The organism is Planococcus circulans (genome assembly GCF_020023385.1).
Lineage (GTDB): Bacteria > Bacillota > Bacilli > Bacillales_A > Planococcaceae > Planococcus.
This window is the reverse complement of record NZ_JAIQCL010000008.1, coordinates 1-14,215: the sequence shown is the minus strand read 5'-3', so window position 1 is coordinate 14,215 and position 14,215 is coordinate 1. Positions and strand designations below refer to the sequence as shown.

Genomic DNA, 14,215 nt, shown 5'->3' with positions numbered 1-14,215 from the left:
ATAATGGCAATCAATTTATCAAAAGGCCAAAAAGTGGATTTAACGAAAAGCAATCCGGGCTTATCCAAAGTAATCGTAGGTTTAGGCTGGGATACCAATAAGTATGACGGCGGGCAGGATTTCGACTTGGATTCTTCGGTCTTCCTTCTGAATGCTGAAGGCAAAACGGCTTCTGAAGCTGATTTCATCTTCTATAACAATACGACAGGCGCTGCTGGTGCAGTAGAGCATACAGGCGATAACAAAACAGGCGAAGGCGAAGGCGATGACGAACAGGTGAATGTCAACCTGTCTGCTATTCCAGCATCCATCGAGAAGGCGACTTTTGCCATCACCATCCATGATGCGGAAGCACGCGGCCAAAACTTCGGCCAAGTAAGTAATTCATACGTCCGTATTGTTAATGGGGACACAAATGAAGAATTGATCCGCTACGACCTGGGTGAAGATTTTTCAATTGAAACTGCAGTTGTTGTCGGTGAACTTTACCGTCATGGAGGAGAATGGAAATTTAATGCCATTGGCAGCGGTTATCAAGGCGGCTTAGAGTCTCTTGTTAAGGACTTTGGCTTAAACAGCTGAGTAAACGATGGAAAAGCAAGGAGACTTTCTCCTTGCTTTTTCTCCATTCATAGTTGAAATGATAATTTGAACGGGCTGTAGCTAGCAGCATGCCGGGAGGGATCACGCATGAGACATTTTAACGGATTAACCGATTCTGATTTAAAGACTTTTTTTAAATATTCCCCGGCAGAATTCAACCGTGATACGGAACGGGAAACTTTAAGCCTGGCCTTGGGTGCAGCACTTTATACACCGGGATCCAGAGTGGATTTCGCTCAAAGGATTTTAAGTGGGGATTACAATAACGGCCCATTTACCGGCCTGACGACATTGATTGTCTGTTTGGAAGATGCAGTAGCTGATACAGAATTGAAGTCGGCGGAAGAAAATGTTGTGGGTGAGTTGAAAAAACTGGAACAGGCGACTGCGGATCAGTTGGCAGCAGGTCCGGCTTTGTTTTTGCGGATTCGGACGCCGAATCAATTGGATAAATTGATCAAAATGGCAGGAACTGCATTAGGCGTATTGACCGGAGTCGTTTTTCCAAAATGTTTGCCGGCTACATTGCCGTTATTTTTCGATGCGTTGGATCGAGCGAGCGAAGCGGCAGGCAGAAGACTCTACGCATTGCCTCTTCTTGAAACAAAGGAAGTTCTGTACAGTGAATCCCGTGAACGGACGCTGGCTGATTTACACAGTATTATGCAAGCTGAAGCTGAGCGGATTTTGACCGTCCGGGTAGGAGCAACCGATTTTTCGAGTCTTTACGGTTTGCGGCGACCTGCAGAACGGACGATCTACGATGTCCACATCATCCGGGATTGCCTGATTTCCATCCTAAACCGCTTTGGCCGTTCAGAAGATGGCTTTACGGTATCTGGACCTGTATATGAACATTTTTCGAGTGGAGAACGTTTATGGCTTTCCTCGAAACCGGAACAGACATTGTGGGAAGAAGTCCAACTGGACGTCCTGAACGGTTTCAAAGGAAAAACCTGCATTCATCCATCACAGATCTCCATCGTCAATGCAGGCCATATCGTCACGCTTGAAGCCTACGAAGACGCTCGACTGATTCTTAATGAAAGCAGTAAGCGAAATGGGGTTCTGCAAAGTCCCAAACGCAATAAAATGAACGAAGTAAAACCGCATTTGAGTTGGGCAAGGAAAATTGCCGCTCAAGCGGAAGTCTACGGGGTGCTGAATGAAAACTATCAACCAATCGACGTCCTCAACCATATCCGGGCAAACCAACTATCAAATCAACACTAAACTCTGGGAGAATCTGGATATTAATATTTCTGTCGCAGAAGCCTATCCTGGCCTCTCGCCGGAATCGCTTTTTTCTGTCGCGCTGCGCGTCAATAAAAAGCGCCAATTTCTCTTTGTCAGCAAGTTGATTGCCAAGCATTTGGCTGTCCATCCTGCTTTGGCTCTCGGTACAGGAACATTGCTTGCTTCCCTGCTGATGGAAGAAGTGGGCCTTGAAGGATATCCAGATACGCGTTCTCTTGTGAAAATGATCGAATCTGGAACAGCGGATCGTCATGTAAGTTTCCAGGCACTTCAATTTAAAAAAGCGATGCCTGAAAAAACGGTTTTCATCGGTATGGCGGAAACAGCCACCGGACTTGGCCATTCGGTTTTTCAGCATTTTGAAGAAGCTGCCTATATCCATACAACGCGTGAAGAAATTATCGGCATTACCCCATCTTTTGTCTTTGAAGAAGAACATTCCCACGCAACGTCCCATAAAGTATATGCGCCTTCGGGTATGCTTGAAGAAGCGAAAACCATCGTTTTGATCGATGATGAAATTTCTACAGGCAATACGTTGTTGAATCTGGTTTGTGCATTGGATGATCAATTTCCTGGAAAAAATTATGCGTCTCTTTCCATTCTGGATTGGCGAAATGAAAGCCAAAAAGAAAAGTTGGAAGAAATGGCATATGGACGGGATATCAGTCTGAAAGTGCTGTCTTTAATGGCTGGCCAATTCGACCTGTTGCACAGCTCAGCACCTGAGGAGCCGGAATTGGTTTCATTGGATGGAACGGTTTTCAAACTTCCGGATGTCGAATTGCCGGGCAGGAAATTAGCTGTCGGCTCAAAAACCGGTCAACAGTATATCTCCTATACTGGACGTTTCGGCATCACCAGCAAGCAACAGGATGAAATAGCGGTCTGGGCAGAATCGGCAGCCCGTCAGGTCGTAGGCACAAGCGATAAGGCATTGGTCATTGGTGTAGGTGAAAATATGTACCTGCCTTTGCGTTTTGCTTTGGCATTGGGCGGCAACCCCCTTGTGCAGACGACGACGCGCAGCCCGATCTTCGCCTCCCAGACAACCGGCTATCCGATTAAGGAAAAAGCCAGTTTTGCGTTGCCGGATGCAGAAGGAGTCAGCCAATTCATCTATAATCTGAATGAACTGGATATTGACCGGATCTACCTGTTGGCTGAATCTGTCATCGACAAATCCGAATGGCAGCCACTGATCGCATACCTGGAGAAAAAGGCGCCAGTGGAGTGGATATCCCTGACAACCACTAAAAGGAGTGAAGAAATCGAATGATAGCAACCGGTCTAGTGAAAACGAGTTATCCGAAAGAAGACATCACTTTCCTATTGAAGGATGTAAGCGAAGAGTTTGTGGAAAGTACATTGGAGGAACGAGAAAAGGCGGTTCAGACAGGTGCTCATTATGCAGAACGGCTGCCGATGGAATATCGGCCTTCTGAGGAATACACCAATCTTTATCATGAAACAGTGCTGAAAACCAAAGAACAATTAAGCTATCTTGTAGGCTTGGTGACACGCCGGATTTTCATGAATGCCGGAACGGATGATATTGTTCTTGTGTCGTTGGCGCGTGCAGGCAGCCCGATCGGTGTTTTGATCCGCCGCTACGCCGAACAAGTGATGAATATGGACTGGCCACATTACAGCGTATCCATTTTGCGCGATAAAGGGATTGATGAAAAAGCGATCGACTCAATCCGGACTGCGCATCCGACCAGCCGCATCCAATTTGTGGATGGCTGGACTGGAAAAGGGGCTATACAAAAAGAGTTGACCAAAGCGGTCAAGGGCCTCAATGCAGAAAAAGGAATGGAATTGTTTGATGATATGGCCGTCTTGGCCGATCCGGGAGCCTGTGCGGTACTGTTCGGTACGCGTGAAGACTTCCTTATTCCAAGTGCATGTTTGAATGCTACTGTTTCAGGTTTGGTGAGCCGAACGATCCTCAACAAATTGTATATTGGTGAGGATGATTTCCACGGCGCGAAATTTTATGGAGAGCTGCTCAAAGAGGATTTATCCAATGATTTTGTCGACCAGATTACGGAATGCTTTGCGTTGACGCGTGAAAGAGTCGAAAAGGACGCCGTCTCTACGCCGGTGACGGCGGAAAGAACCTGGCAGGGCATGAAGGAAGTCGAGGCGATCGGCCAACAGATGTACAGTGAAACCGATTACCATCTGATTAAACCAGGTGTTGGAGAAACGACGCGCGTCCTGCTTCGCAGAAGTCCGTGGAAGGTTCTGGTCAACAGCCTGGATAATCCGGATGTCCATCATATTTTGATGTTGGCAAAAGAAAAAGAGGTGCCGGTGGAAGTCGTTCCCGATTTGTTCTATCGTGCAATCGGCTTGATCCGGTCAGGTAAAGAAATATGACAGTATTATTCGCCAGTGATTTGGATCAAACCTTGATCTATTCGCGTAATTCGATGGGAATGGACGTGGCAGAAGACGAATTGGTGGAAGTGGAGCGATACGAAGGCAAACCTTTGTCCTTCATGACGCAAAGCAGCCAGTCGGCGTTGTGGGCAATCAACGAGAAGGCATTCTTTTTACCGGTTACTACGCGGACACAGGCTCAATATGAGCGGGTGACAGGCATTTTCAAAGGGCAGCAAGCACCGCGTTTTGCGGTTATTTCCAATGGAGCCGTCATTTTGGAGAATGGTGAACCGATCAAGGAGTGGTCAGAAGAAATTCGCCGGCAATGCGTCAGCCGAAAAACCATCATTACGGAGTTACTGCCGGAAATTGAGCGCCATTTTTCGGAAGACTGGGTACTGAAAGTCCGGGAAGCGGACGAGTGGTTCGTCTATCTGATTGTCGACCGCGCGCGGTTCCCTGAAGATAAGCTTGATTTTTATACGACATCTTTTAAGAAGCTCGGGTGGGGAATGTCGCTCCAAGGAAGAAAACTTTATTTCATGCCGGAAAGCATCACGAAAGCAGGTGCCATGGAGTATGTCAAAGAACGTCTGGGCGCAACTTATGTAGTTGCAGCAGGTGATTCGCTGTTGGATCTGGACCTATTGGAAAGTGCTGATTACAGTATGCTGGCCTCCCATGGAGAAGCAGTAAAAAGCGCGGTTCCGGTATCTGGGCACATCCACAGGACTGCTGGACATGGCATTAAAGTAGGAGAAGAAATCTTGGCCCGTGTCGTCGAGGTTTCATTGCAGCGTAAGTAAGCAACAAAGCAAGGAGAGATTCCGATGGTTCAATTGCATCCGATCCCCGCCAAAACCTGGGATCCGGAAAAGATCGGGGAATGGCTGAAAAAACCGATAGTGGATCACAGCGAAACTAAAATTGAAGAAGATCAGATTACGTATCCGCAGCTGCTTGGACAGGTGATGGGCATGACACTTGATGCCGACGAATATTTCGCCTCCATCTATGACGTCATCGAAGCAGCAGAAGGGCGGCTAATCCGTCTATCGGATAAAATGAATAAGCATATTGAGCAGGATCGGCTCCGGACATTGCAGGATCTGTTTGAAATGAATAAAAAGGAAAAAGGCCTGTCCCCGAATCGCATGGTAGCGTTCCTTGACGGTAAAGGCCTTCTTCCCAGATTAAAAGATCCCGGACTGAACAGACGCCTCCGCGTTGTACTGATCGACATCCTGAAAGCATTTCAGGAGCAATCTGGCGGGAGCACGACCCATTCTTCTTTCCGTCGTGTAACGACTGATCTAGTCAAATGGATGTTCAACCATATCGACCCTGAAATAGAAAAGTTGGATCTTGAAAAAGGGCTGCCGGGCTTTTTGTGGTATGGCAGCGCTTCGGAAAGTGAAACCTGGTTTTTGAAATTGGCAGCTGATTTCGGCTTCCACGTAATCGTCTATGATCCGAAAGGCGAAGGCTGGTTCGAACAGGCAATTGGAAAAGAAGGCCTTCACAGCCACAGCTTCCAAGTGAACACCGAGTCGCTTCTGCCTTTTCCGGAAGAAAAGCCGAAACGTGTCGGAACGGTCGCTTACCGGGCAACCCAGGAAGTGGATCGGCTGTTGCATCATGATGATTCCGGGCTTTACAAGCCGTTCCAATTCAAATCCTACCGGACACATTCGGTGCGATTGAAAACGACGATGGATGAAGCTTTCATGCTCGCCAAAGAACGAGCGATGGTCCGCCCCTCGTTTTCAGTAGCAAGTGGAAGCGTCAACATTCCTGTTGTTTTCTCTAAGCTCATGGGCATCGAAAAAGACCGTAAACGCTTTTGGGATAATGTCCATAACTTAACGGAGCGTGAAGATACAAAATTGGTACGCAGTTTTCCTTTTATGGAAGAACGAAAAGGCAATCAACAATTTCATTACCGCGCCGCTCTTGGAAAAGACGGACAGCTCGACCCGGAAAAAATGAAAGCCGCACATTGGTGGAAGTACAATAAGTTGCCGGACGGCGTCCAGACTGCCATTGCAGCAGCGATAGCGCGGCATGTTGAAAAGCCGATCCTGCTGCCGCTAAGCGGTGAATCGTTTGAAGACCTGCAGCTCTATGCTTTTTCCCAGTCCATGTCGCTGCCGGATTCGGTGGTTCAATTGATCCAATTGTTCGATTATCCGCAATTCGTACCGACGATGTTGTTTTACAACGAAGAAAAAGATGGCGAATTGAGCCGGGCGGATGCCAACGCAATCGCCTTGATCCATGTCTTCGGACTCGATGTCATCATCATCAATCCGCAAGGGCATCAAGACATTGAACGCTGGGTGGATCCCGAATCGTTCGATACACATTGGCTGGATGAGCGGAGCTTCAACGAGCCGTACCGGGAGCCTTCCGTAGTGAAAAAGATATTCAGAAAATGGCTGTAGCCACAAAGGAGTGAAATCGGATGACGAATATGCCAGATCAAATCGAACAGCAAGAATTGGTGATGAAAGATGAAACCCAACTCAAAGTTCAATTGAAGAAAGACCCTGAAGTCCTTCAATTGGCTTCAAAGATCGATCCGAAAAACCAAATCGCTTTATTGGAATTCGGCCGCGAGCCAGCCAATGAGATTTCCGCTTTTACAGGGAAGGTCCTGAATTCCGTCCAGGCAAACAGCATGGAAGAATCCAGTGAATTGCTGAAGCAACTCGGCAAAATCATGGATAAATTCGACAAGAAGGATTTTGTTGAAAAGAAAGGTTTCCTCAATAAAATCTTCAATAAAGGCAATAAAGTGATTGAGCAGCTCTTCAATAAATACCAGACCATGGGTACTGAAATCGACAAAGTATATGTTGAAATCACCAAGTACGAAGGCGAAATGAAAAAATCAACGACTACGTTGGAAGAATTATATAATCAAAATTTCAATTATTTCATGGAATTGGAGAAATACATCGCGGCCGGCGATATCAAAGTCGAGGAACTGAAAGCCCAGGAACCAGCCGTCCGTGCAAAAGCGGAGTCCGGTGACCAAATGGCCTTGATGGAACTGAATTCCCTGCAGAATGCTATCGAGCTTCTGGAACAGCGGGTTTATGATCTTGAAATGGCTAAACAGGTATCTTATCAGTCAGCACCTCAAATCCGCATGCTGCAACGCGGGAATACAAAATTAATCGGTAAAATCAACTCGGCTTTTGTGACGACCATCCCGATCTTCAAAACAGGCTTGATCAATGCCATTGCGGCAAAACGGCAGAACCTGGTGGCTGAATCCATGAGCGAATTGGACCGGCGCACCAATGAGATGCTATTGAACAATGCCAACGACATTTCACGCCAAAGTGTTGATATCGCTAGAATGTCCGGCCAACCGAGCATCAAGATTGAAACGATTGAACAAACATGGGAGACTATTATGCAGGGGATGAATGACACGCGTGAGATTGAACAGGAAAATCGCAAAATGCGTGAAGAAGGCCGTCTCCGCATCGAAGAGTTGCAGAAAAAATACGAAGACACGCAACGCAAAGCTAATTAATCGGAGGAGGAAATCAATATGTCAACTATCAATCTTTCAAAAGGACAGAAGATCGACTTAACGAAAACAAATCCGGGCCTAACAAAAGTGGTCGTCGGTTTAGGCTGGGATACCAATAAATACAGCGGTGGCGGAGATTTCGATTTGGATGCTTCAGTCTTCCTTGTGGGGGAAAATGGTAAATCACGTGGGCCGGAAGATTTTATCTTCTATAACAACTTGGTTGGTGCGGGTGGCGCGGTTACCCATACAGGCGATAATTTAACAGGAGAAGGAGAAGGCGATGATGAGCAAGTGATTGTCGACTTGCCGAATGTTCCTGCTGATGTCCATAAAATCAGTTTCACTGTAACCATCCATGAAGCGGACAGCCGCGGACAAAACTTCGGCCAGGTGTCGAATGCCTTTATCCGCATTGTGAACGAAAATTCAAACGAAGAATTGATCCGTTACGACCTTGGGGAAGATTTCTCAATTGAAACGGCTCTAGTGGTCGGCGAATTGTATCGCCATGGCAATGAATGGAAGTTCAACGCAATCGGCAGCGGCTATCAGGGCGGCCTTGCGGCATTAGTGAATGATTATGGCTTAGGCTAATTAATTAAAAACCGTTTATCAGTTTTGAACTGATAAACGGTTTATTTTTTTGCTGAAAATACAGAAAGCAGAGTTTTAAAGAGCCTGATCTGCTTTCATTAAAGCGTTCAGCAGGACATTGGCACTCTTTTCGATGTCTTCCGGAAGACTCAATTCCTGCGGGCTATGGCTGATGCCGTTTATGCTTTTGACGAAGACCATGACGGACTTGGTCATTGCCGCCAGATTCATGGCATCGTGTCCGGCCATACTTGGCAGAACGGTGTAACGAATACCGGATTCGGCAGCCGCCTCTTCCATGAAACCGATTAGCTGCCTGTTGAAATCGCATTCCTGTGTGTTGTAGTTATTGGCAATCGCCATTTTAACGCCATGTCTTTCTTCAATCATACGAAACGAATTATGGATGCACTGAACCAGGTTTCTGCGTTCCTGTCCGTCAGCAGAACGTACTTCAAGCGTAAACTCGACACGGCCCGGGATGATATTGGCGGCATTTGGAAACACTTCGAATTTGCCGACAGTGGCGACGGTATCGCTGTCGAGGGCAATCGCCAACTTCTGCACTTCTGCCACCATTTCACCGGCAGCCACGAGTGCATCTTTCCGGTTCTTCATGATGGTGGTACCGGAATGGTTTTGCTGGCCATCAATCGTAATCAGATCCCGGTAGATTCCGACAATACTGTCGACGATCCCGACGGATAAGTTTTCGTTCTCCAGCTTGCTTCCTTGCTCGATGTGCAATTCGAAATAGGCGGCCATTGTTTTCTTGTTGCCGGTGCCGACCTTTGAAAGGTCGCCGCCGGCTTTTTCAACTGCTGCAGCCAGGGTTCTTCCAGAGCGGTCTTCTGCCGCCAGCAATTCCTCTGAGCTGAGCTTTCCGCTCAAAGCCCGGCTACCCATGGTCGAAAAATTAAATTCATTGGCTTCTTCAGCAGTGAAGGAGACAATTTGCAGAGGATGGGCCAGTGTGACTTGATGTTCTTTTAAAGTCTCTACAATTTCCTTGGCAACCAAAACGCCTAAAGCACCGTCATACTTGCCTCCATTTGGAACGGTGTCAAGGTGAGACCCTATCACCAGTGGAGGACTCATCTCGTCAGACCCCGGTAAAGTTCCCCAAATATTGGCGATGGCATCGACGGATACAGTCATGCCGAGAGCCTCCAGCTCCTGTCTGAAAAGCTCCCGTACCTGGTAATCGGCAGTAGAAAAACTGGGCCGAGTTACCCCGCCGCCTTCGACTTGTCCATACTTAGCATAAGCCTCGATAGCCGACATCAATCGGTTTATATTAATTTTCATTTTCATCCATGTTCATCCCTTCCCATGAAATTGTCCTTCAATAGTAGCATAATTACTACTGAATTCAGAATTTTGTACACAGCTTTTTTCAACTGTGCTATTCTCGAAGTGAGTCAGTAAAACAGAGAGGATGAAAAGCGATGGCAGTAATCGACCAAGTAAAGGAAATCAGAAGAGCTCTGCATCAAAATCCGGAACTGGGCGGAGAAGAATGGGAAACTTCTAAACGGATTCAGGAAGAGCTGCAAAAGGCCGGCATCCCCTTTAAAACAGGTTTTGCGAAAACGGGTGTACTGGGCATTATCGAAGGCAAAGGAGAGGGCGGAACGGTAGCGCTCCGGGCTGATATTGATGCTCTTCCGATTCTGGAGAAGACCGCTGTCGAATTTAAATCCAAAGTGGACGGCAAGATGCATGCCTGTGGCCATGACGCACATACATCAATGCTCTTGGGAACAGCCTTTAAACTGCAGGAAATGAAAGAGCAGCTGTCTGGTCGTGTGTTGCTCGTTTTTCAGCCAAATGAAGAAGCTTCGCCCATCGGTGGAGCGAGACCGATGATGGAAGATGGCGTCTTCGATGAATTCCAGCCGGATGTCATTTTCGGACAGCATGTATGGCCCGATTTGCCAGTCGGACAGATTGGTGTACGCGACAAAGAAATGATGGGCGCATCAGATAAACTGTCTTTCACAATCAAAGGAGCAGGCGGACATGCCAGTATGCCCCACCAAGGAAAAGACGCCATTGTCGTGACGGCTGAATTCATCTCATCTCTGCAGTCAATTGTCAGCCGGAACGTAAATCCCTTGGAATCCGCCGTGATAACCATCGGTACGATCGAAGGCGGCTATCGTTACAATGTCATAGCGGATCAGGTCGTGTTGAACGGAACGGTCCGCACCTATAGCAAAAAAGCCAAAGCAACTGTGAAACGGCGTCTGGAAAACTTAGTGAAAGGTTTTGAGATTGCTTATGAGGTGAAAATTGATTTCGACTATGCAGAAGGTTATGGAGCCACCATCAACACTCCAGAATGGTCAGAGTTAGTGCGCGAAAGTGCCAGCGGTCTACTGGGGGAAGAAGCTTTGCCGGAAGTCGACCCATCTATGGCGGGGGAGGATTTTTCCAGATTCCTGGAGAAAATTCCCGGCGCATTCTATTGGCTGGGATGTTCGAAAGCAGGAGAAGAATCACCCAAACCCCTGCACGATCCGGAGTTCTTTTTTGACGAAGACGCTTTGGAAATTGGAATTGAAACGATGACTAAAGTGACAGTGGATGCTCTGAATAAGCTAAAAGGATAATGTTGTAAAACACGTACAATATAAAACAAAAATTCATTAATTGTCGGAATCAATTGATTATTCGCTGTTTATTTGACTATACTATTAAAAAAGTTAAGATTTCAGGAATTTGAGGAGGCGTATTATGAAAAAACCGGAACAGAATGGGGAAAAAAAGGGAATCTTTATCCGTTTTCTAAATACCATTGAAAAGCTGGGAAATAAATTGCCCGATCCATTCATGATTTTTGTGTATTTAGCAATTGGTGTAATCATTGCATCATTCATTTTCAGCTTATTCGGTGCTTCTGTTGTCCATCCCGGGACAGGAGAGACGTTGGCGATTGAAAATCTGTTATCCTGGGGTGGTCTGCAGTATATCGTCACTTCAATGCTGACCAACTTTACCGGCTTTGCTCCGTTAGGGACCGTATTAGCCATTATGCTGGGAATTGGATTGGCCGAGAAAGTGGGATTGCTGGAAATCGCCATTCGAAAGACGATCATGAAAGCTCCAGCTTCAATCGTAACGTATGCCATCGCTTTTGTGGGGATCATGGGGAACATCGCTTCCGATGCGGCTCAAATCCTCATCCCGCCTTTGGCAGCCATGGTATTTTACAAACTGGGCCGCCATCCGCTTGCCGGACTGGCAGTAGGATTTGCCAGCGCCGGTGCTGGATTTACTGCAAACCTGCTGATTGTTGGAACAGACGCATTGCTTTCCGGGATTTCAACGGAAGCGGCCGCCATTTTGGATGATACGCTGATCGTAACTCCTGCGGATAACTGGTACTTCAATATCGTTTCGGTTTTTGTCATGACCATTGTAGCAGGATTAGTGACTGAAAAAATTATCGAACCGAAACTTGGAAAATACGAAGGAAAAGCTGTTATCGATGTCAGTGCTGAAGAACACCCGAAAGCCAACAAAGGCTTGCGCAATGCGGGGCTAGCGGCTCTTGCCTATATTGCTGTCATAGTGGTGCTAATTGTTTGGCCGGGTTCTTCTCTCCGCAATGAAGATGGCGGGATGATCCCTTCGCCATTCCTGTCGGGAATTGTCCCGATTATTCTTGGATTTTTCCTGGTTCTCGGCATTGCCTACGGAAAAACAGTCGGAGCCATCAAAGATTCAGGGGATGCTGTAGGCTTTATGGCTGAATCCATTAAAGATATGTCTGGATTCATTGTGCTTATTTTCGCTGCATCACAGTTTATCGCCTACTTTACGTGGACCAATATCGGAACTTGGATTGCCGTCAACGGGGCAGAATTTTTGACGCAAATCAACTTTACCGGCATCTATCTGATTGTCGGATATATCTTATTCACAGCCTCCTTGAACTTCCTGATCACTTCAGGATCAGCGAAATGGGCATTGGAAGCACCGGTATTTATTCCGCTGTTTATGCAATTGGGCTATCATCCGGCATTTACTCAGATGGCTTATCGTTTGGGGGATTCCTCAACGAATATCGTGACACCGCTGAATCCATATTTTATCGTCGTGCTTTCTTTCTTGAAAGAGTATGACAAAAAGGCTGGTATGGGTACCTTGATTTCATTGATGATTCCATATACGTTATCCTTCCTGGTGGTCTGGATCATCCTGTTCCTGATTTTCTTCTTTACAGGATTGCAATATGGACCGGGAATCACCCCTTATCTATAAAAAGAAGCATCATATTGAGGAGGACAACAAGTGACAGAGAAATTAATCGACGAACTGCTGCAGGAGGAGATGGTCAGTTGGCGGCGGGATTTGCATAAGCATGCGGAATCCGGATTCTTGGAAATGCGTACCGCTTCACTTGTCGCCAGCCGCCTAGCTGAACTTGGCTACCCGCTGCAGATGGCTGGGGAAGTGATGAAAGCCGATCAGCGGATGGGTGTTCCCAGCCAAGAAGTTCTGGAGGCGCATTATAACTGGGCACAAGAGAACGGCGCTGATCCAAAATGGCTGCCGAACTTCAAGGATGGCATGACGGGGATTGTCGCTGTGCTTGAAACCGGAAGACCGGGTCCGGTGCTGGCTTACCGCTTTGATATGGATGCTCTTGATATCCAAGAGGAATTGGCGGAAGGGCATATTCCATTCGATCATGGCTTCCAGTCGGTCAACGCAGATAAGATGCACGCTTGTGCGCATGATGGGCATACTTCGATTGGGCTTGGATTTGCGAAAATACTCATCGACAACAAAGATAAACTGGCCGGAACGATCAAGCTGATTTTTCAGCCGGCAGAAGAAGGTACGCGTGGAGCGAAATCAATGGTAGCGGCAGGCGTTGTTGACGATGTCGATGTCTTCATCGCCATGCACCTTGGAACCGGTGTTCCAACAGGTGAATTTGTAGCCGGCAATGCCGGTTTCCTGGCAACCACCAAGATGGATGTGGTATTCAAAGGCGTGGCTTCTCATGCGGGAGGCAAGCCGGAAGAAGGGCGCAATGCGTTGATGGCCGCGTCTTCTGCTGTGCTTGGACTGCACGGGATTCCCCGCCACTCGGCTGGAGCTTCGCGTGTCAATGTCGGCGTGTTGAACGCAGGTTCTGGACGCAACATTATTCCGGCAGCTGCTCATATGAAAATTGAAACCCGCGGAGAAACTTCTGAAATCAATGATTACATCCGGACACAGGCTTTTGCAGTTCTTGAAGGAGCTGCAGCCATGTATGGCGTCGAAGTCTCTACAGAAGTGGTGGGCGAAGCCAAAAGCAGCATTCCGAGCAAAGAGCTGGTTGAAAGCTTGCATGAAGTTGCCCAAAGCTCACCTTACTTCACCAACACCATTGACTGGTCCACTGATTCGGCAGGGTCCGAAGATGCGACCTATTATATGGAACAGGTAAAAGCGCATGGTGGATTGGCCACCTATTGCATCGTCGGCAGTGACTTAGCAGCCGGCCACCACAACGAAAGGTTCGATTTTGATGAAGCATCAATGTTGGCAGCTGTCGACTTACTGTACCGCTCCGCATTGAAACTAAGCAAAGCATGAAAAAGACGGCAGGTATTTCCTGCCGTCTGAGCTTGTAGACAAAAGAATATTGATGTCATTTAAAGAATGAATACACATTTGATCCTGTTTATACCGGATCCTGCGCTTCAGGCGGACGCTTTCCGCGAACTCGCCGCCTGGCGCTCCGGATCCTTGAGTGAAGGATTTTCTAGATTTGTTGGGACTATTTTTTCTAGAACAGACTAGCAAGCTTCTCTCTTT

The 14,215-nt window shown here is 47.2% G+C and carries 12 protein-coding genes; 11 read left to right on the top strand and 1 reads right to left on the bottom strand.

Annotated elements, in window-relative coordinates; translation table 11 throughout:
* The first annotated feature begins 3 nt into the window (after positions 1-3).
* The 8 genes from K8U60_RS13325 to K8U60_RS13290 all read left to right on the top strand — a co-directional run bounded on the left by K8U60_RS13325 (position 4) and on the right by K8U60_RS13290 (position 8,395).
* Positions 4-582 carry a TerD family protein gene (locus K8U60_RS13325; RefSeq protein ID WP_223640403.1) on the top strand — a complete coding sequence of 193 codons (579 nt, stop codon included), beginning with the start codon at positions 4-6 and terminating at the stop codon, positions 580-582.
* 108 nt (positions 583-690) lie between these two features.
* The gene (locus K8U60_RS13320; protein ID WP_223640400.1) at positions 691-1,836 is read left to right on the top strand and encodes an HpcH/HpaI aldolase/citrate lyase family protein; all 1,146 of its coding nucleotides are present in this window, start codon (positions 691-693) and stop codon (positions 1,834-1,836) included.
* A complete protein-coding gene (locus K8U60_RS13315) occupies positions 1,769-3,139 on the top strand; it encodes a phosphoribosyltransferase family protein (RefSeq protein ID WP_223640397.1) in 1,371 nt (456 codons plus the stop codon). The genes K8U60_RS13320 and K8U60_RS13315 overlap by 68 nt, the downstream gene beginning before the upstream one ends.
* Positions 3,136-4,245: a cysteine protease StiP family protein gene (locus K8U60_RS13310; RefSeq protein ID WP_223640394.1), complete on the top strand. Its 1,110-nt coding sequence runs from the start codon at positions 3,136-3,138 to the stop codon at positions 4,243-4,245. The genes K8U60_RS13315 and K8U60_RS13310 overlap by 4 nt, the downstream gene beginning before the upstream one ends.
* A complete protein-coding gene (locus K8U60_RS13305; protein ID WP_223640391.1) occupies positions 4,242-5,057 on the top strand; it encodes a hypothetical protein in 816 nt (271 codons plus the stop codon). Before K8U60_RS13310 ends, K8U60_RS13305 begins: the two co-directional genes overlap by 4 nt.
* A gap of 24 nt (positions 5,058-5,081) precedes the next feature.
* Positions 5,082-6,695: a YceG family protein gene (locus K8U60_RS13300; RefSeq protein ID WP_223640388.1), complete on the top strand. Its 1,614-nt coding sequence runs from the start codon at positions 5,082-5,084 to the stop codon at positions 6,693-6,695.
* A 20-nt stretch (positions 6,696-6,715) separates the two neighbouring features.
* Positions 6,716-7,798: a toxic anion resistance protein gene (locus K8U60_RS13295; protein WP_223640385.1), complete on the top strand. Its 1,083-nt coding sequence runs from the start codon at positions 6,716-6,718 to the stop codon at positions 7,796-7,798.
* An 18-nt stretch (positions 7,799-7,816) separates the two neighbouring features.
* Complete coding sequence (locus K8U60_RS13290) at positions 7,817-8,395, top strand: TerD family protein (protein ID WP_223640382.1); 579 nt, start codon at positions 7,817-7,819, stop codon at positions 8,393-8,395.
* Positions 8,396-8,470: 75 nt separating this feature from the next.
* Here the strand turns inward: K8U60_RS13290 and K8U60_RS13285 are convergent, their stop codons facing one another.
* Complete coding sequence (locus K8U60_RS13285) at positions 8,471-9,709, bottom strand: Zn-dependent hydrolase (RefSeq protein WP_223640379.1); 1,239 nt, start codon at positions 9,707-9,709, stop codon at positions 8,471-8,473.
* Positions 9,710-9,843: 134 nt separating this feature from the next.
* On the opposite strand from K8U60_RS13285, the gene K8U60_RS13280 reads away from it, so the two are divergent.
* The 3 genes from K8U60_RS13280 (at position 9,844) to K8U60_RS13270 (ending at position 13,993) form a co-directional block, all read left to right on the top strand.
* On the top strand, positions 9,844-11,010 hold the full coding sequence (locus K8U60_RS13280; RefSeq protein ID WP_223640376.1) for a M20 metallopeptidase family protein: 1,167 nt from the start codon (positions 9,844-9,846) through the stop codon (positions 11,008-11,010).
* Between the two features lie 124 nt (positions 11,011-11,134).
* Positions 11,135-12,664: an AbgT family transporter gene (locus K8U60_RS13275; protein WP_223640373.1), complete on the top strand. Its 1,530-nt coding sequence runs from the start codon at positions 11,135-11,137 to the stop codon at positions 12,662-12,664.
* Between the two features lie 30 nt (positions 12,665-12,694).
* Positions 12,695-13,993, top strand: a complete 1,299-nt coding sequence (locus K8U60_RS13270; RefSeq protein WP_317851929.1) for an amidohydrolase — start codon at positions 12,695-12,697, stop codon at positions 13,991-13,993.
* Positions 13,994-14,215 lie beyond the last annotated feature (222 nt).